Origin of the sequence: Microbispora sp. GKU 823, from assembly GCF_002027145.1 — a bacterium.
Lineage (GTDB): Bacteria > Actinomycetota > Actinomycetes > Streptosporangiales > Streptosporangiaceae > Microbispora > Microbispora siamensis.
In genome coordinates, this window is record NZ_MWJN01000143.1 from 1 (window position 1) to 17,546 (window position 17,546).

15 protein-coding genes and 1 pseudogene are annotated in these 17,546 nt (G+C 72.2%); 11 read left to right on the forward strand and 5 right to left on the reverse strand.

The window, feature by feature from the left end:
* Positions 1-307: 307 nt before the first annotated feature.
* Positions 308-1,687 carry a hypothetical protein gene (locus B1L11_RS40960; RefSeq protein WP_079320596.1) on the forward strand — a complete coding sequence of 460 codons (1,380 nt, stop codon included), beginning with the start codon at positions 308-310 and terminating at the stop codon, positions 1,685-1,687.
* Positions 1,688-1,752: 65 nt separating this feature from the next.
* The gene (locus tag B1L11_RS40965; protein WP_079320597.1) at positions 1,753-2,007 is read left to right on the forward strand and encodes a hypothetical protein; all 255 of its coding nucleotides are present in this window, start codon (positions 1,753-1,755) and stop codon (positions 2,005-2,007) included.
* 62 nt (positions 2,008-2,069) lie between these two features.
* On the opposite strand, the gene B1L11_RS40970 is transcribed toward B1L11_RS40965, so the two are convergent.
* Entirely contained in the window at positions 2,070-2,417 is a 348-nt protein-coding gene (locus tag B1L11_RS40970) for a hypothetical protein (protein ID WP_079320598.1), read from the reverse strand.
* 390 nt (positions 2,418-2,807) lie between these two features.
* On the opposite strand from B1L11_RS40970, the gene B1L11_RS53200 reads away from it, so the two are divergent.
* From B1L11_RS53200 to B1L11_RS41000, 7 genes and pseudogenes are all read left to right on the forward strand, one after another.
* Entirely contained in the window at positions 2,808-3,236 is a 429-nt protein-coding gene (locus B1L11_RS53200; RefSeq protein WP_256863317.1) for a helix-turn-helix domain-containing protein, read from the forward strand.
* Entirely contained in the window at positions 3,233-4,018 is a 786-nt protein-coding gene (locus B1L11_RS53205; protein ID WP_256863318.1) for an ROK family protein, read from the forward strand. The genes B1L11_RS53200 and B1L11_RS53205 overlap by 4 nt, the downstream gene beginning before the upstream one ends.
* 162 nt (positions 4,019-4,180) lie before the next feature.
* A complete protein-coding gene (locus B1L11_RS40980) occupies positions 4,181-4,555 on the forward strand; it encodes a hypothetical protein (protein ID WP_079320599.1) in 375 nt (124 codons plus the stop codon).
* A complete protein-coding gene (locus B1L11_RS40985; protein ID WP_079320600.1) occupies positions 4,552-5,085 on the forward strand; it encodes a hypothetical protein in 534 nt (177 codons plus the stop codon). The genes B1L11_RS40980 and B1L11_RS40985 overlap by 4 nt, the downstream gene beginning before the upstream one ends.
* Before the next feature lie 304 nt (positions 5,086-5,389).
* Positions 5,390-8,208: pseudogene (locus tag B1L11_RS40990) on the forward strand (glycoside hydrolase family 3 C-terminal domain-containing protein).
* Entirely contained in the window at positions 8,199-9,206 is a 1,008-nt protein-coding gene (locus B1L11_RS40995) for a LacI family DNA-binding transcriptional regulator (protein ID WP_143737909.1), read from the forward strand. Before B1L11_RS40990 ends, B1L11_RS40995 begins: the two are co-directional and overlap by 10 nt.
* Complete coding sequence (locus B1L11_RS41000) at positions 9,203-10,486, forward strand: GH1 family beta-glucosidase (protein ID WP_079320602.1); 1,284 nt, start codon at positions 9,203-9,205, stop codon at positions 10,484-10,486. The genes B1L11_RS40995 and B1L11_RS41000 overlap by 4 nt, the downstream gene beginning before the upstream one ends.
* Before the next feature lie 12 nt (positions 10,487-10,498).
* On the opposite strand, the gene B1L11_RS41005 is transcribed toward B1L11_RS41000, so the two are convergent.
* Both B1L11_RS41005 and B1L11_RS41010 read right to left on the reverse strand, forming a co-directional pair.
* Positions 10,499-11,629 (reverse strand): low temperature requirement protein A, encoded by a 1,131-nt coding sequence (locus B1L11_RS41005; RefSeq protein ID WP_079320603.1) that lies wholly within the window; start codon positions 11,627-11,629, stop codon positions 10,499-10,501.
* 34 nt (positions 11,630-11,663) lie between these two features.
* Entirely contained in the window at positions 11,664-12,674 is a 1,011-nt protein-coding gene (locus tag B1L11_RS41010; RefSeq protein ID WP_079320604.1) for an isopenicillin N synthase family oxygenase, read from the reverse strand.
* A gap of 191 nt (positions 12,675-12,865) precedes the next feature.
* Between B1L11_RS41010 and B1L11_RS41015 the strand changes: the two genes are divergently transcribed.
* Positions 12,866-14,248 carry a cell wall metabolism sensor histidine kinase WalK gene (locus tag B1L11_RS41015; RefSeq protein ID WP_256863319.1) on the forward strand — a complete coding sequence of 461 codons (1,383 nt, stop codon included), beginning with the start codon at positions 12,866-12,868 and terminating at the stop codon, positions 14,246-14,248.
* An 82-nt stretch (positions 14,249-14,330) separates the two neighbouring features.
* Positions 14,331-15,269, forward strand: a complete 939-nt coding sequence (locus B1L11_RS41020; protein WP_079320605.1) for a DMT family transporter — start codon at positions 14,331-14,333, stop codon at positions 15,267-15,269.
* 262 nt (positions 15,270-15,531) lie between these two features.
* Here B1L11_RS41020 and B1L11_RS41025 read toward each other — a convergent pair whose 3' ends face one another.
* Together B1L11_RS41025 and B1L11_RS41030 are read right to left on the reverse strand one after the other, a co-directional pair.
* Positions 15,532-16,104: a DoxX family protein gene (locus B1L11_RS41025; RefSeq protein WP_079320606.1), complete on the reverse strand. Its 573-nt coding sequence runs from the start codon at positions 16,102-16,104 to the stop codon at positions 15,532-15,534.
* On the reverse strand, positions 16,101-17,546 hold a 1,446-nt coding region (locus B1L11_RS41030; RefSeq protein WP_256863320.1), incomplete at its 5' end, for an MFS transporter. The genes B1L11_RS41030 and B1L11_RS41025, both read right to left, overlap by 4 nt.

A 17,546-nucleotide genomic window follows, 5' to 3' on the forward strand; every position in this document is an offset into this window, starting at 1 on the left:
CACGGCGCGGCCGACGCCGACTTCCCCGCCGTCGCCGCCGCCGTCGTCGGACCCGCCTTACCGGTCGCCCCCGTCTGGGCCGCAGCCGCAGCCGGGCGCCTACCCCGGTTCTCCGCCTGGGCCGCAGGCTCAGCCGGGCGCGTATCCCGCCGGTCCTCAGCCGGGTCCGTACTCCGGGCCGCCGCCGCAGGTGGCTCAGGCGAATCCTTATCCCTATCCATTGCCGGGCGGGCAGGGCGCACCGCCGTCTGGGCCGTCCGGGCAGGGCTGGCAGGCGGCGACGCCGCCTCCGCCCGAGCTGTGGCAGATGCCGACCCAGCCTTCCGTTCCGGCGCGGCGGGGGTGGGTGCTGCCGGTGGTGGCGGTCGTCGCCGTGCTGGTGGTGGCCGGGGGGACGTTCGCCTTCATGACGGTGCGGCAGACGGGGGCGACCGGTAAGGCGGGTCCGACGACGGCGGCGGCGACGGCGGGGAAGTCGGCGTCGGCCGCGCCGGTGGCGGCGACCGCAGACGTGTGCTCGATGCTCGACCCGGACGAGGCCGAGCGCCTCGTGCCGAAGGCGACGATCGACTCCTCGACGAACGACAACCGCGGTGACAGCCTCGTCAGCTACGTCCGCTACACGTGCGGCTGGGTCAACCGGAACATCTCGTACAAGGACGTCACCCGCAGCCGCGAGATCACGGTCAACGTGTCCAAGTACGAGGCGATCGGGACGACCACGGCCGAGAAGTCGGCGCGTATCCAGTTCGACGGCGAGCTCAAGCAGTACAAGTACCAGGCGACCCACTCGGACAAGGAGCACTACTACTCGCCGGCCCAGGAGTACCAAGGCATCGGAGACGCGGCGGCCGCGCAGTACCAATGGACGCGGGAGGGAAAGGAGTACTGGTACTCCTTCGGCCAGGGAGTGGGCCGGGTGGGCGACGTGGTCTTCCAGGTGAAGTTCGAGGCGAGCCAGAAGAAGAAGGAGTCCGATCTCCTCTCGACGGAGAGCACGCAGTCGATCACCGAGGAGAACGCCCTGCGGGAGGTGAAGGGCCTGCTCGGGCAGCTCGCGAAGTCGGTGACCGCCTGGCGTGCCGGGCAGCCGCTGCCGTACCACGCCCGTCCCAAGCCGAGCCCGTCGCCGTCGCCCTCGCCGACGCGGATTCCCCTGCCCCGGGCCTGCGTGAGCCTCAAGACGCTGGCCGCCACCCTGGTGCCGGACACCGAGGGCGCGGCGGTGCGGAGCAAGGAGGGCAACTCGAACGTCAGCCAGTGCCAGTGGTGGAACGACAAGCTGCCGCTCGGCGGAGGCAAGGTACGGTGGCGCAACCTGCGTATCGCCATCCACACGTTCTGGGACGCGGAATCCGCTCGTTACTACCTCATCGACCAGCGCTCGAAGACCAGGTTCACGGCGAGCAGCGAGATCGGCGGCATCCGGTGGGGCAAGGTCGAGAAGCTGCCCGGCTTCGGGCAGGACGCGTTCGGCCAGGCGATCCGGCAGCGCACCGACACGGCCCAGTCCAACCGCTACGAGATCTACGCGCTGGACGGCAAGAACGTCATATGGGTGTTGCTGTCCGGCAGCGACCGTCCGGAGAACACGCCGATCAACGCGCCCGACTCCGTGCTCATGGACCCGAAGGAGGCGGCCACGGGGGCCAAGTCCGTCGCCAAGGCCCTGCTCGGAGCCCTGTGAGTCGGTGTTCGTGCAGGTTTAGGCGGGTATTTCCCCCCTCGACCGCGAGTCGACGGGGGGAAACCATGGCTACCTGTGAAGTCTGCGGCAACGATTACGACATGGCCTTCGAGGTGCACACCCAGGGAGTGGTGCACGTCTTCGACAGCTTCGAATGCGCCATCAGCCGGATGGCGCCCGTGTGTGAGCACTGCGGGTGCCGCATCGTGGGCCACGGCTCCGAGTTCGACGGCCGCTGGTTCTGCTGCGCGCACTGCGCCCGGGAAGCCGGTGCGACCAGGATTGTCGACAGGGAGGTCACGGGCGCCGTCGCCCGCTAGAGCGGGCCACGTGAGGGCCTCCGGGCGGGATGCGCACCCGCGGGAGGCCCTCACCGCGCACGTCAGGTCTCGAACGCGACCAGGCGGATGATGAGGAACCCCTCGCCCTCACGCTTCGGCGGCAGCGTCGTGCCCGGCACCGCCTCGAACACCTCGGGGTGCTCGTCCCTGGTCACCACGCCGAACAGGTCGTCCGGCAGGGTCGTGCCCCGCGCGATGGCACGCCTCGCCGCGGCGTAGAAACTGCCGCCCGCCTCCAGGTCGGCGGCGACCGTCTCGGCCGCCGACCGATCGGGCACCCGGATGCGGGCCACCCGGGCCCGCTCCGGGCGGGCCGAGCGGGCGCGGAGATAATCCTCGATCTCCCACACGAGCAACTCGCCGAGGTAATGCGATATGTCCCTCTTCACGGTGCTCAGACTCGCCTGTGGCGGTTGATTCCCGGTTGCACTCTGTTTGCTTCCGAGCGCTGCTCGGGTGTTTGCTTCCGAGCGCTGCTCGGGTGTTTGCTTCCGAGCGCTGCTCGGGTGTTTGCTTCCGGCGCCCGCTCGTCTCGCCCGGATGCTTGCCCTGGATTCACATGACGCTGCACGGTAGTCTTTAGTTAGTTCTGTAGCCAAACAAATGTCGGAGGAGCGAGTGCCACCAGGTTACCCGGGAGGCGCTGGGACCGGTGGCCGGTGCCAAGCCGGGCGCGACGCCGCCCGCGCGTCCGTGCGTACCACGATTCCGGCCGCCGTTGTCGTGTCAAATTGCTCGCAATTGCGGCATGATGAGCCCGAGCGGGAACGGGGCGGACATTGATCACATCGCACAACGGGCCACAGCCGGCCGACTTCACCGACGTACGGGCGACCAATCTCGCCGTCGTGCTGCGGTTCGTCCGGGAGAACGCGCCCTGCTCACGTGCCGACATCGCCGCCTCGACGGGCCTCAACAAGGCCACCGTGTCCAGCCTGGTCGCCGATCTCATCGACCGGCGCCTGCTGCGCGAGACCGGCCTGACCGAGCATCGCGTCGGCCGGCCCGCCACCATGCTCGTCCTGGACGGCTCGCCGTACGCCGCGATCGGCATCGAGGTCAACGTCGACTACATCACGGCGGTCGCGGTGGACCTCAAGGGCGAGGAACTGCTGAACTGGCGGCGTTCCTTCCCCGGCGGGACCTCGAGCGCGGGCCAGGCCGTCATCGCCATGGCGGCGCTCGCCCGGCGGTCGTCAGCCGGATGACCAAGGAGGCCCGCCAGGTGCTCGGCCTGACCGTGGCCGTGCCCGGACTGGTGGACGTCAACGGGATCGTACGGGTCGCCCCCAACCTGGGCTGGCGCGACGCCGACCTCGCGGGCGACCTCACCAAGGCGCTGCGCGACCCCGGCTTCCCCGTGCTCGTGGACAACGACGCCAACCTCGCCGCCCTGGCCGAGCACCGGTTCGGGCCCCACCGCAACGCCGCCAACCTCGTCTACGTGACCGGCGAGGTCGGCGTGGGCGCGGGCATCGTCATGGACGGCCGCCTCCGGCGGGGCGGGCAGGGCTACAGCGGCGAGATCGGGCACATCGAGCTCGACCCCGCAGGGCCCACCTGCCGGTGCGGCCGGCGCGGGTGCCTGGAGGCCGTCGCCGGGATCGGCGCGATCCTCGCCCACACGGCGCCCGACGCCTCGCCGTCCGAGCTCGAACTCGAGATCGACGAGGTCGTACGGCGCGCCCGCAACGGCGAGCAGGACATCCTCGCACTGCTGGAGGACGTGGGACGCCACCTCGGCAGGGGGATGGCCGCCGTGGCCAACATGCTCAACCCGGAGGTCGTGATCCTCGGCGGCTACTACGTGCCGCTGGCGCCCTGGCTCGTCGCCTGCGCGGAGGAGGAGCTGTACGGCAGGGTGCTCGCCCCAGGCGGGGGAGGCTGCCGCCTGGAGGTGTCCACGCTCGGGTACGGCGCCGCCGCGCTCGGGGCCGCCGCACGGGTGCTCGACTCGGTCGACTCCGGCCGCCTGCCCGCGCAGCGCTGACCGTCCTCCACTGTCGTCGTCCCCGTCCGCCGCCCGGAACCGCCGGGGCCGACCCATGCGCCCGGCGCACCGCTCGCGGCGGGCAGGTGTGCCGATATCGAGTGGCTGCGAACCCGGCCGGGGTGCGAGGCGTCGAACAACGCACTGTCGACGAATTGGAACATGATGAACACTCGCCTGCTGTCCGCCGCCGCGCTGTCCGCCGTGCTCACGGCCGGGCTGGCCGCCCCCGCCGCCGCCGCGGCCTCCGCCGCGCCGAAGCCCCTCACCGGGGTCGCCGTCTACCTGTCGTACGGCAAGGGTTACCCGGTCAGCCGTTACGAGCCCGGCAAGGGCTTCACGAAGCTGGGCGCCATGCCGATGACGGGCCAGTTCTCCGCCTCCCCTGACGGCAGGAAGCTCGCCTGGATCACCGACGCCGGGTATGTGCAGGTCGGGGACGGCCGCGCGGTCACGACCGCGGCCAAGGCGCCGCGGCCGGCTTCCCGTGCGCCACCCCGGTCTGGTCGCCCGACTCCAAGCAGGTCGCGTACGTGAGGAAGGGCGGCTCCGACGCCGGGTCGATCTCGGTCGTCGGCGCGGACGGCAAGGGCCTCAAAAAGGCGGGCTCGACCCTCGGGGTCTGCCACCTCGCCTGGTCGGCCGACGGCCGCTACCTGGCCGGGTACGCCGGGACGACCGAGGGCGTGTACCGCCTCGACGTGAAGACCGGCAAGGCGGTCAAGGTCAAGGGCGTCGCCCTCGCCAACCACGTGCAGAGCCTGTCGCCCGACGGCTCGAAGGTCGTCGTGGCGCCGCTCTCCAAGAACGCGCCGGGGGGTGACGGCTCCTGGCCCGGGGGCTTCCGCCCGGCCGTGGTCGACGTCGCCACCGGCACGAAGGTCGCCATCCCGGTGAAGGGCTCGCTCATCGGCGCCTTCTACCTGCGGGACGGCCGCCTGGTCGTCCGGGTCGCCGGGCGCACCGCCAACACGCTGGTGGTGCTCGACGGGAACGGCCGTCAGGTGCAGCGCCTGACCGAGCCGGCCGCGGCCAGGAACCAGGCGCTGCTGCAGATCGTCGGCTGAGCCGAGCATCGGCAGGAGGGGCGGGCGCGGACCGGCCGGGACTCCCGGCCCCGCGCCCGCCTTCGTATGCGGCCGGCGTGACATCGGGGCGAAACCGGTGCCGCGAAGGGTCTTGACCTGAGCCGAGGATGAGGGCACTCTTCCGGATAAGCCCGGATTTACACACCGGAAACTTGCGGTAACCCCTTCGAAGCGCTTCGACAGCGGCGCTTCTCCAATCGAACATGCGGATCCTCGCGACGCCCTCATGGGCGCGTTTTTCGGCAGGTCATCGAAGCGCTTGACGCGAAGGGTGAGTCTCCAGATGAACGAACCGGCTCAAGGCCCGGTATTCCGGAACCCCGCGCTGTCTCCCGCCGAACGGGTGGACGACCTGCTCGGCAGGCTCACACTCGACGAGAAGATCGGCCTGCTGCACCAGTACCAGGCACCGGTGGAACGGCTCGGCCTGCGGGCCTTCCGCACCGGCACCGAGGCCCTGCACGGCCTGGCCTGGCACGGGCCCGCCACCGTGTTCCCCCAGGCCGTCGGGCTGGCCAGCACCTGGAACCCGGGGCTGGTCCGCCAGGTGGGGGAGGCGACGGGCGACGAGGTCATGGCCTTCCACCACAAGGACCCGCAGAGCGTGGGCCGCAACGTCTGGGCGCCGGTGGTCAACCCGCTGCGCGACCCGCGCTGGGGCCGAAACGAGGAGGGCTACTCCGAGGACCCCTGGCTGACCGGGGTGATGGGCACGGCCTACGCCCGCGGCCTGCGCGGCGGCCACGCCGTGCTGAAGACGGCGCCCACGCTGAAGCACTTCCTCGGCTACAACAACGAGACCGACCGCTGCGTGACCTCCAGCGGCCTGCCGCCGCGGGTGCTGCACGAATACGAGCTCAAGGCGTTCCGCCCGGCCCTCGAGTCGGGGGCCGCGGTGGCCGTGATGCCGTCGTACAACCTCGTCAACGGCCGGCGGCCCACCTGTCGCCGCTGATCGGCAGCCACCTGCGCGCTTGGGCGCCCGACGACATCCTCGTGGTCAGCGACGCGTACGCGCCGGGGAACCTCGCCGGGCTGCAGGGCTACCACAAGGACCTGCCCGAGGCGTACGCGCACGCGATCAAGGCCGGGCTGGACAGCTTCACCCAGGACGACGCCGACAGCGCCACGACGCTGGGCCACGTCAGGACGGCGCTCGACCGCGGCCTGCTGACCGAGGCCGACATCGACGCCGCCGCCCGGCACGCGCTGTCGATCCGGGTGCGGCTCGGCGAGTTCGACCCCGCCACGCCGTACGACGACATCACCCACGACGTCGTCAACAGCCCCGAGCACCAGCGGCTCGCGCGGGAGGCGGCCCGCCAGTCGATCACCCTGCTGAAGAACGACGGCCTGCTCCCGCTGGCCGCCCCGCGTACGGTCGCGGTGATCGGCCCGCTGGCCGACGCTTTGTTCGAGGACTGGTACAGCGGCACGCTGCCCTACCAGGTCACGGCCCTGGCGGGGCTCGCGGAGCGGTGCGAGACCCTCTACTGCGAGGGCGTCGACCGGGTGGCGCTGCGCACCGAGGGAGGGTACGTCGGCGCGTCCGCCGACCCCGCCGGCGGGCCGCTGTACGTGGGGAGCGAGCGGTCCTGCTTCGACGTGTTCGACTGGGGCGGCGGCGCGTTCGCGTTCCGGTCCTGCGCCAACGGGCGGCACGTGTCGGCGGGCGAGGACGGCGTGCTGGCCAACGACCAGCCGGGGCCGAACGGCTGGGAGGTGCGCCAGACCTTCCGGGTCGAGGAGCGGCCGAGAGGCGTCGTGCTGCGCAACATCTCCTCCGGCCGCTACGTCACGGTGGCCGACGGCGTCGTACGCACGACCGACGACCCCGACGCCGCGTCCGTGCTGTCGGTCGAGTTGGTGGAGAGCGGCGCGGCCCGCGCGGCGGAGGCGGCGGCCCGCGCGGACGTCGCGATCGTGGTGCTCGGCGACCACCCGCTGGTGAACGGCCGCGAGACCGAGGACCGCGCGACGCTGGCGCTGCCCGAGCGGCAGGAGGCCCTGCTGAAGGCCGTCCACGCGGTCAACCCGGCCACCGTGCTGGTGGTCTCCAGCGGCTACCCGTTCGCGGTGACCTGGGCGCAGGAGCACCTGCCCGCGATCGTGTGGTCGGCCCACGGCGGCCAGGAGTACGGCCACGCGCTCGCCGGCGTGCTGCTCGGCGACGACGACCCGGGGGGCCGCCTCACCCAGACGTGGTACCGCTCGGCCGCCGAACTGCCCGACCTGCTCGACTACGACATCATCGCCTCCGACGCCACCTACCTCTACTACCGCGGCCGGCCGCTCTACCCGTTCGGGCACGGCCTCAGCTACACCCGCTTCGCGTACTCCGACCTGGAGCTGTCGTCGGCCGACCTCGGCGAGGGCGACACGCTGACCGTCCGGGTCACCCTGACGAACGCGGGCGAGCGCGAGGGGGAGGAGGTCGTGCAGTTCTACACCCACCAGCGGCGCTCCCGGGTGAAGCAGCCGCTGCGCCAGCTGCGCGGCTTCGTCAAGGTGCGGCTCGCGCCGGGCGAGAGCCGTACGGTGTCGGTGGACGTGCCGGTCGGCGACCTGGCCTTCTGGGACGTGACGCGCGGCAGGTTCGTGGTCGAGGAGGCCGCGCACAAGGTGCAGGTGGGCGCCTCGTCGGGCGACATCCGCCTGTGCGCGCCGTTCCGGGTGCGGGGCGAGCGCATCCCGCCGCGCGATCTGACCTCGGGGCCACTGGACGCGGCCGACCACGACGAGTACGACGGTGTCGTGCTGTGTGACGCCGCCCTCGACTCCGGCGACGCGGTCCGCTCCACCGGGCCGGGGGCGTGGATCGCCTTCCGAGACTGTGATTTCGGCGGAGGGGATTTCCCCGACGGGGGCCTGTCGGCGTGCCTGCTCGCGGTGTCGAGCGACGAGGGAGGCGTGGTCACGTTGCGGCTCGACGATCCCCTGACCGGCGAGGTCGCCGGCGCGGTCAGCGTCCCGCCCACGGCGACCCGGCACGATTTCGTCGAGGTGAGCACTCCTCTGGCGGGAGCCGCCGGAGTGCGCGATCTTTATGTGGTGTACGAGAGCGAGGGGGTCACGGTGAACGCGCTGGGGTTCTGCCCGTGAGGACCGTGACGATCGCCGACGTCGCCAAGCACGCGGGGGTCGCCGTCTCCACGGTCTCGTACGTGCTGAGCGGCAAGCGGGCGATCTCGGCGACCACCCGGCAGCGGGTCCTGGACAGTGTGCGGGTCCTGGGTTACCACCCCAACGCCGGCGCCCGCGCCCTGGCGAGCAAGCGCGCGAAGGTCATCGCGCTGGTGCTGCCGCTGCGGGCCGGCATGAACCTGCCGGTCCTCATGCAGTTCGCGACCTCGGTCGTCACCACGGCCCGGCAGTACGACCACGACGTGCTGCTCATGACGGCCGACGAGGGGGCGGACGGGCTGCACCGGGTGGCGGCAAGCGCGCTGGTCGACGGGCTGCTGCTGATGGACGTGGAGATCCACGACCCCCGCGTGCCGCTGCTGCGCAAGCTCTCAGAGCCGAGCGTGCTGATCGGTTTCCCGGCCGACCCGGAAGGGCTGACCTGCGTCGACCTCGACTTCGCCCGAGCCGGGGCGCTGTGCGCCGACCACCTGGCCGATCTCGGGCATCGCGAGATCGCGCTGCTCGGCGCGCCGCGGGTGGTCTACGAGCGCGGCACGGGTTTCGCCGAGCGGACGATGGCGGGTTTCGTCGAGGCGGCCGGGCGGCACGGGCTCGAGGCCGACGCGCGGCCCTGTGAGGAGTCGTTCGACGAGGTCCACGCCGCCGTGAAGCTGCTGCTCGACGAGCGCCCGGGGCTGTCCGGGCTCGTCGTGCACAACGAGGCGGCCGCCGGCCATGTGCTGGGGGCGTTGCGGATCCTCGGCAGGCGGGTGCCCGAGGACGTCTCGGTGGTGGCGATCTGCCCGGACGACATCGCCGAGCGGGCCAGCCCCGCGCTGACCTCCGTGCTCATTCCCGCCGAGGACGTCGGCAGGCAGGCGGTCCGGCTGCTCATGGCCAAGCTGGAGGGCCAGGCCGTACCGGAGTCGACGCTCCTCGAACCCCGGCTGACGATTCGCGAAAGTTCACGATGACCTCATTTCCCGACGGCTTCCTGTGGGGCGCCGCGACCGCGTCGTACCAGATCGAGGGAGCGGTCCACGCCGACGGCCGCGTCCCCTCGATCTGGGACACCTTCTCCCACACGCCCGGCATGGTGGCCGACGGCCACACCGGCGACGTGGCCTGCGACCACTACCACCGCTATCTCGAAGACGTCGAGATCATGGCGTGGCTGGGGCTGAAGGCCTACCGGTTCTCGGTGGCCTGGCCGCGCCTGGCCGACCTGGGCTTCTACGACCGCCTCGTCGACGCCCTGCTCGCCAAGGGCATCACGCCCGTCGCGACCCTCTACCACTGGGACCTGCCGCAGACGCTGCAGGACACCGGCGGCTGGACCAACCGCGAGACTGCCTTCCGGTTCGCCGACTACGCCGCCGCCGTGCACCGGCGCCTCGGCGACCGCGTCGGCGTCTGGACGACGCTCAACGAGCCCTGGGTGTCGGCGTTCGTCGGGTACGGCTCGGGCCGGCACGCGCCCGGGGTGACCGACCCGGCCGCCGCGTTCACCGCCGCCCACCACCTGATGCTCGGGCACGGCCTGGCCGTGCAGGCGCTGCGGGCGGGTGGCGCGGAGTCCGTGTCGCTGACGCTGAACCTGACGCCGATCCTCGGCGACCCCGAGCCGGCCCGCCTGATCGACGGGCTGGCGAACCGGCTCTTCCTCGACCCCGTGCTGCGCGGCGAGTACCCTGCCGACGTCCTCGCCCATCTGGAGCGTTTCACCAAGGTCAACCTGGACGACCTGCCGACGATCGCGCAGCCGATCGACGTGCTCGGCGTCAACTACTACACGGTCAACCGGGTCGTCGCCGATCCCTCGGCCGAGGGGCATCCGGAGTATCCCGGCAGCGAGGGCATCGCCTGGGAGGACCCGCACGGCGAGGTCACCGAGATGGACTGGGAGATCAACCCGGCCGGTCTCGAGGACCTGCTCGTACGGCTGGCGCGCGACTACCCCGGCACGCCTTTGATGATCACCGAGAACGGGGCGGCCGTTCCCGACGGGGTGTCCGACCCCGGCCGGATCTCCTACCTCGACGCCCACTTCCGCGCCGCCCGGTCGGCCATGGACCGGGGCGCCGACCTGCGCGGCTACTTCGTGTGGTCGCTGATGGACAACTTCGAGTGGGCCCGGGGCTACCACAAGCGGTTCGGGCTCGTCCGCGTCGACTACGACACGCTGGAGCGCACGCCGCGCGACAGCGCCCGCTGGTATCGCGAGGTGATCGCCAGGAACGGCCTGGCGGACTGAGGCGACCCGCCTCTACAGGACGTTCTCCAGGCAGATCATCGCGATCACCAGGACGACCAGCGCGCCGAGTTGGGCGACCGACGACCACAGGCCGATCGGCACGGTCGCCGCGGCCAGCAGCGCCGCGGCGACCCGTACGGCGGGCCGTCCCAGCCCCAGCACCCGGCGGAACCACAGGTCGCCGAGCAGGAACAGCGCGGTTCCCCCGGCCAGCGCGACGGCGGGGCCGAGGCCGAGGTGGTCGTGGCCGACCGCCTTCTTGATCCCGGCCGCGGTCGCGACGACCCCGAGCAGGATCGGGATGTGGGCGTAGAAGTACGCGCCCAGGATGAGCCGCGTCCGCTGGACGACCTCGGCCCGCATCAGCGCGTGCTCGGGCCCGCTCTCGCCGCGTCCGAAGTACACCCACCACAGCGACGCGGTGAGGGCGAGGCCCAGCAGGGCCGCGACGATCAGCGCCGCCCCCGGGTGGCCGTCGGTCGCCCCGATGCCGATCGCCACGATCGACTCGCCCAGCACGATGATGACCAGCAGACCGTGCCGCTCGACGATGTGCGCCGGGTGCAGGGGGAAGCCCTTCTGCCCGATGAAGACCGGGCTCATCCAGATCAGCACGAGCGCCGCCGTCCACAGCGCGTAGTTCCACGGCGGGCCGGCGAAGGCGGCGGCGAAGACGAGCGCGGTCGCGGCCAGGTTGAACGGCAGGACCCGCGCGATCGCGGCCGTCGCCTGCAGGTAGAGCCCGCCGTGGACGAGCACGATGACGAGGTAGCCGACGGCGAACGCCACGCCGCTGCCCGAGAAGGTGCGCGGGATGGCCAGGGCCATGATCAGGAATCCGGCCATGCCGCACAGGATCAGCACCCGCCGGGCCGCGCGCTCCGGCGGCACGGTGTTGGTGAGCCAGGCGTAGCCGGAGTACATCCACCAGAGCAGACCGAAGATCAGGACCGCCTGCACGGTGCCCTGGCCGGTGAACCCCTCCCCGCCCTGCCGGGTGAAATCACCCACCAGCAGCGACGTGAGCTGCGTGATCGTGAAGACGAAGACCAGGTCGAAGAAGAGCTCGATCGTGGAGACGCGTAGCTCGGCGTCCGGAGCGGTCGGTTCGACGCGCTCGGCGAACCAGCGGGGGAGAGGCATGGCGAATATTGTGCCGCTTGCCGTGCTTTCTTGATTACACGTTTTCAGGCGTGCCGGAGGCCGGCGGTAGCACCCGGTCGCCGAGCAGCGGGAACACCTTGGCGACCTTCGCGGTCAGATAGTCGCCGTACGTGCCGGTGAAGGCCCGCAGGTCCAGGCCGTCCCATCGGGCGCGGCCCCCCTCGCGGGCGGGCAGGGAGGGCAGCGGCGGCACCTCGCAGTCCCAGCCCGGGTCGAAGAAGAAGGGGAAGGACAGCCTGCCGCGGCCCGTGGCGTTGCGCACGCGGTGCGGGGTCGACCGGTAAAGGCCGCCGGTCAGCTTGTCGAGCATGTCGCCGATGTTGCAGACCAGCGTGCCCGGGATGGGCGGCGCCTCGATCCAGCCGCGGGCGGTGTGCACCTGGAGGCCGGGATTGTCGTCCTGGAGCAGCAGCGTCAGCAGGCCGTAGTCGGTGTGCTCGCCCACCCCCCACTCGTCCGGATCGGCGTACGGCGGGGGCGGATAGTGGAAGATCCGGAACAGGATCGTGGGCGTGGCCGTGTAACCGGCGGCGAAGTAGTCCTCGTCGAGTCCCAGGCTCAGTGCCACGCCCCGCATGACCGCCTGCCCCACGTGGGTGAGGGCGTCCATGTACGCCAGCACGGCCTCGCGCAGTTCGGGCACCTCCTCGGGGAAGAGGTTGCGCCCGTGCAGCGGCCGGGGATCGTCGTGGCCCAGCTCCGCGCCGAAATAGACGCCCTCTTTCAGGTCGGGCCGACCGGAGGTGAGCTCGCCGCCCACGGGGAAATACCCGCGCCAGGCCCGTCCGCCCCGGTCCATGGAGATGCGCGACTTGTGCTCCTGCGGCAACCGGAAGAAGCGCGCCGCGGCGTCCCTGAGCTGTGCGACCAGGGCCTCGGGCACCCCGTGACCGCTGATGTAGAAGAAACCGCTGTCCAGGCAGGTGGCCTCGATCCGGCGCGCGACCTCGGCGCGCTCCCGGTCGGTTCCGGGGCCGGTGAGGGCGGCGACGTCGATTACCGGCAGTGGTCCGGCGGCGTTCATACCCATATCCCACCATCCGAGAGGGCCGTCCGGAAGGCTCCTTTACCTGCTTGCCGGTCGTGTTGCGCGTGTCGGTATTTCGGCCTTGCAGGACCATCCCGGCCAGTTTGTTCCGTTACCGGTTAATAACGCCCTGGAGAGTAGATTTCTTACGCACGCTCAGTAAGGCCACGTCGTAAGTGGGCGATCACGTGGGTTTCGGGGATCGTTGGTCGGTCAGGAGTCGCATCGCGCTGTTCACCGGCACGGTGGTCGCCCTGCTGTGCGCCGCGTTCTCGATCGTCCTGGTGTGGTCCCTGCACGTGGCGGCCCGGGAGAACCTCATGAGGGAGGTGACGGCGGCCGGCGGCCGGGTCGCCTACCTCGTGGACCGCGGGCAGGCGGGGAGCGTGCTGCCCCCCGACGGGCGGGACCGGCCCGTCCAGGTGGTGGACCCGCAGGGCAGGGTGCGTGCGGCGACGCCGGACATGGCCGGAAAGCCGGTCATGGCGACCTTCCGTCCCCGGGCGCCGCTCCGCAGGGCCACGCGCGAGGTCTGCGGCGGACCCTTCGGCGAGGGCCAGTGTGCCGTCGTGGTCGCGCAGCAGGTCTACAGCAACGGCGGAGACTGGACCGTCTACAGCGCCGCGCCGGTCCAGGTGTTCGACGCGCCGCCGGCCCTGGTGGCCGGTCTGACCGCGGGATCGGTGCTCGTCACGGCCGCCGTCGCGTACGGCACCTGGCGCAGCGTGAAGCGGGCGCTCCTGCCGGTGCGGGCCATCCGGGCCGAGCTCGACGAGATCAACGCCTCGGACCTCGGGCGGCGGGTGCCGGTCCCCGAGGCCAAGGGGGAGATCCACGACCTCGCGCAGAGCGTCAACTACACGCTGGACCGGCTGGAGGAGACGCTCGAACAGCAACGGCGCTTCACCTCCGACGCGTCCCACGAACTGCGCAGCCCGATCACCGCGATCCGCGCGCAGGTGGAGGACGCGCTGCTCGCGCCGCAGGAGTCCGACCTTCGGGAGATCGGGCCGGCCGTGCTGGAGAGCCTCGAACGGCTCCAGGCGATCGCCTCCGACCTGCTGACGCTCGCCCGTCTCGACGTCGGCGCGCCCTGCGAGCGCGAGCGGCTGGACCTCGGCCGGCTCGTGGCCGCGGAACTGGACGCCCGCCGCCCGGTCAGGAGGGTCGTCTCGCACCTGGCCCCCGGCGTGGTCGTCCGGGGCGACCGCATCCGGCTGGGCCGCCTGGTCACCAACCTGCTCGACAACGCCGAGAGGCACGCCGCCACCACCGTACGGCTGGAGGTGCGGCGCGAGGACCCGCCCGACGGCGATCCCCGGTTCCGTTCCGGCCTGGCCGTGCTCGAAGTGCTCGACGACGGCGCGGGGATCGCGCGTGACCAGCGCGAGCTCGTCTTCCAGCGGTTCACCCGGCTCGACACGGCCCGCAGCAGGAACGCCGGGGGCGCGGGCCTGGGCCTGCCCATCGCCCGGCAGATCGCCGAGAGTCACGGCGGCACCCTGACGATCAGCGACAGCCCGCGCGGCGCGCGCTTCCTCCTGCGCCTGCCGCTCTCCCGGGAGCCCTGACCTCCGCGGCCGAAAACCGCTCCCGCTAAGGTGCCACACCGCACTACGCTCCTTACCGGCACATAGCGGAGGGAATGCGCGTATGCGACGGTGGCTCCCGTCTTTCATCCTTTTGGCGCTCGTCTGGGGAAACAGCTTCTTCTTCATCAAAGTGGCGCTCGGGAGCCTCCATCCGCTCCAGATCTCCTTCGGCCGGATGGCCGTCGGCGCGCTGACCCTGCTCGTCGCCGTGCTCGCGACCGGCCGCCGGCTGCCCCGCGACCCCCGCCTGTGGGGCCACTTCGCGGTCGCCTCGATCGTGCTGACCACGGTGCCTTTCACCCTCTTCGGGTACGGCGAGCAGCACGTCTCCTCGGTCCTCGCGGCGATCTGGAACGCCACGACGCCGCTGTGCACGCTGCTGTTCGCGCTGCTGCTGCGCAGCGAGAAGGCGACGGCCGCCAGGGTGACCGGGCTCGGCCTCGGCTTCGCCGGGGTCATGGTGGTGCTGGGCGTGTGGCAGCCGATCTCCGGCGGCGAGGCCGTCGGCAGCCTGGCCTGCTTCGGCGCGGCCGCCTGCTACGGCGTCGGCGGGGCGTATATGGGCAGGTTCATCACCCCGCGCGGCGAGGAGCCCATCGTGCTGGCGGCCGCGCAACTGGTCGCCGGTACGGCCGAACTCGCGGTGATCACGCCGCTCGCCGGGGTGAGCCTGGTCGAGTTCGACGTCCCGCTCACCGTCTGGGGCAGCATCGTCGCGCTCGGCGCGTTCGGCACCGGCATCGCCTACCTACTGCTGTACGGGATCCAGCGGCAGGTCGGGGTGACGGCCGGATCGGCCGTGACCTACCTGATCCCGGTGTTCGCCGCCGCCTCCGGCGTGGTCTTCCTCGGCGAGCACCTGACCTGGAACCAGCCCGCCGGAGCGCTGGTGGTGCTGCTGGGCATCGCCGTGATCCAGGGGATGGTCCCCCGGCGCCGCGCCGGGCGTACCGCTCCGCCGGAGCCCGCCGTCCCCGCCGAGACCGACGCCGCGGCCTGACCCCGGCCACCCACGGCCTGACCCGCACAGCTTGACCCGCACAGCCTGGCCCGCACGGCGCGGTCTCCGGCTCAGCGGGCCGGGGGCGCCTCGGCCCGGCTCTCCGTGGTCGTGTCGTCCTCCCGCCTCGTACGCCGCTGCCGGGGCGCGGCCTTGCGTACCGTCGTCGTGGCCGGAGCCTCCTCGCCGGGCCGCTCCGGCGCCGTCCCGGCGGCGGTGGAGCCGTCGCCCGCGCCGCCCGCCGGGGGCGAGGTGGGTGGAATCAGCAGAGGGAGCGGGCGTGGGCTGCCGCTCCCCGGGAGCGGGCCCGGACGGGGCGGCCGGGCGGGGATTCGCCCGCGCCCGGTTCGCCGGGCCGTGGCGGGCGCAGCGCCGCGATGACAGCGTCGGCCTCCGCGTCGGCCGCGAACTCCCCGGCCGCCTCGGCCTCGCGCCGTTTGATGACCACCATGTGGTCGACCGAGATCCGGCCCGCGCCGGTGACGGCCAGCAGCACGGAGGCGGCCCCGAGGGCCACGATCAGTTCGATGTCGCCCCCGGTGAGCGGCAGGCCGGTGTCCCCGGCCGTGACCACGAACACCGCGAGGGCCTCGGCGAACAGCAGCAGCCCGACGACCGGCACGGCGAGGCCCGCGATCAGCAGCGTGCCGCCCACCAGTTCGGTCAGCATGGTCACCGGCGCCCACACGCGGGGCAGCGGGGCCTGGAGCGCGGTGAACTGGTCGGCGGTGGCGTTGAGGCCGGCTTCGAGCTTCTGCCAGCCGTTGGCGAAGAAGATCCCGCCGACGCCCATGCGGGCGGCCAGCGAGGCTAAGTCGTGCAGGGTTCTCTTCACGGCTTCTCATCCTGGGTGGGGGGTGACTTGCCCGGACACTTCCCCGCCTGGGCCCTCGTCATGCGCCCGGCCGGCTCAGGTCCGTACGCCGTCGGACTCCTCGGCGTCGGCGCCCGCGGGGGTGGGAACATGGCGGGGGAGCAGCAGGGCCACGGCCAGCGCGGTGAGCGCGAGCAGCACCACGCTGACGACGATGGTGGAGTGCAGGGCGGTGACGAAGGCCGCGCGGGCGGCGTCCAGCAGCGCGGCTCCGGTCGCGCGGTCTCGTCGGCCACGTGCGCGGCTGCGGCCAGCGACTCGCGCGCCTGTGCCATGAGCCCGGCCGGGATCCCGGGGACGGCTGTGAGGGAGGGGGCGTACACGATCGTGGTGATCGTCCCGAGGACGGCGATGCCGAGGCCCGCCCCGAGCTCGTAGGCCGTCTCCTCGATCGCGGCGGCGCCGCCGGCCCGCGACTCCGGCACCGTGGCCATGATCGTGTCCGACGCCGCCAGCAGGGCGACCTCCACGCCGAAGCCGATCCCCACGAAGCAGACCGCCAGCATCACCGGATGCTGCTCGGTGCCCCAGGTCAGCACCGGGGTGAGGGACAGCGCGGTCAGGGCGAGGCCGCCGCCGACCGTCGCGCGCAGCCCGGCACGCCCCAGCACGTGCGCGGCGGCCAGGCCGCCCGCGATGGCCGCGACCATGAGCGGCAGCATCCGCACGGCGGCCTCAAGTGGCGACAGCCCCAGCACGAGCTGGAGATACTGCGCCAGCATCAGCTCCAGCCCGACCAGCGCGAAGATGGCCAGCAACACGCAGCCCACGCCGGTCGCGAAGCCGCGCTGGGCGAACAGCCCGACGTCGAGCAGGGGGAACGGCAGCCGCCGCTGCCGCCGCACGAACCAGACGAGCAGCGCGACGCCGGCCAGGAGCACGGCGAGCGAGGGACCGCGCCCCAGGGTGTGCCCCGAACCCGCCTCCTTCAGCCCGAACGCGACGGCCAGGATGCCCAGGGTGGACAGCGCCGCGCTCAGCGCGTCCCACGGCTGGTCGGCCCGGCGCGGCGACGACGGCAGGATCCGTACGGCGAACGGCAACGCGACCAGCAGCAGCGGCACGTTGATGAGGAAGACCGCGCCCCACCACAGGTGCTCGACGAGGACCCCGCCGATCAGCGGCCCGACGGCCGCTCCCGCGGCGGCGACGGCGCTCCACACGCCGAGCGCGATCGCCCGCTCACGCCGGTCGGTGAACACCTGCCGGATGATCGAGAGCGTCGCCGGCATGATCATCGCGCCGCCGACCCCGAGGAAGGCCCGCGAGACGATGAGAGCGAGCGGCGTCGCGGCGAACGCGGCCGACAGCGAGGCCAGGCCGAACACCACGTAGCCGCCGAGCACGAAGGGCCGCCTGCCGTACCTGTCGCCCAGCGTGCCGAACGTCACCAGCAGCGGCGC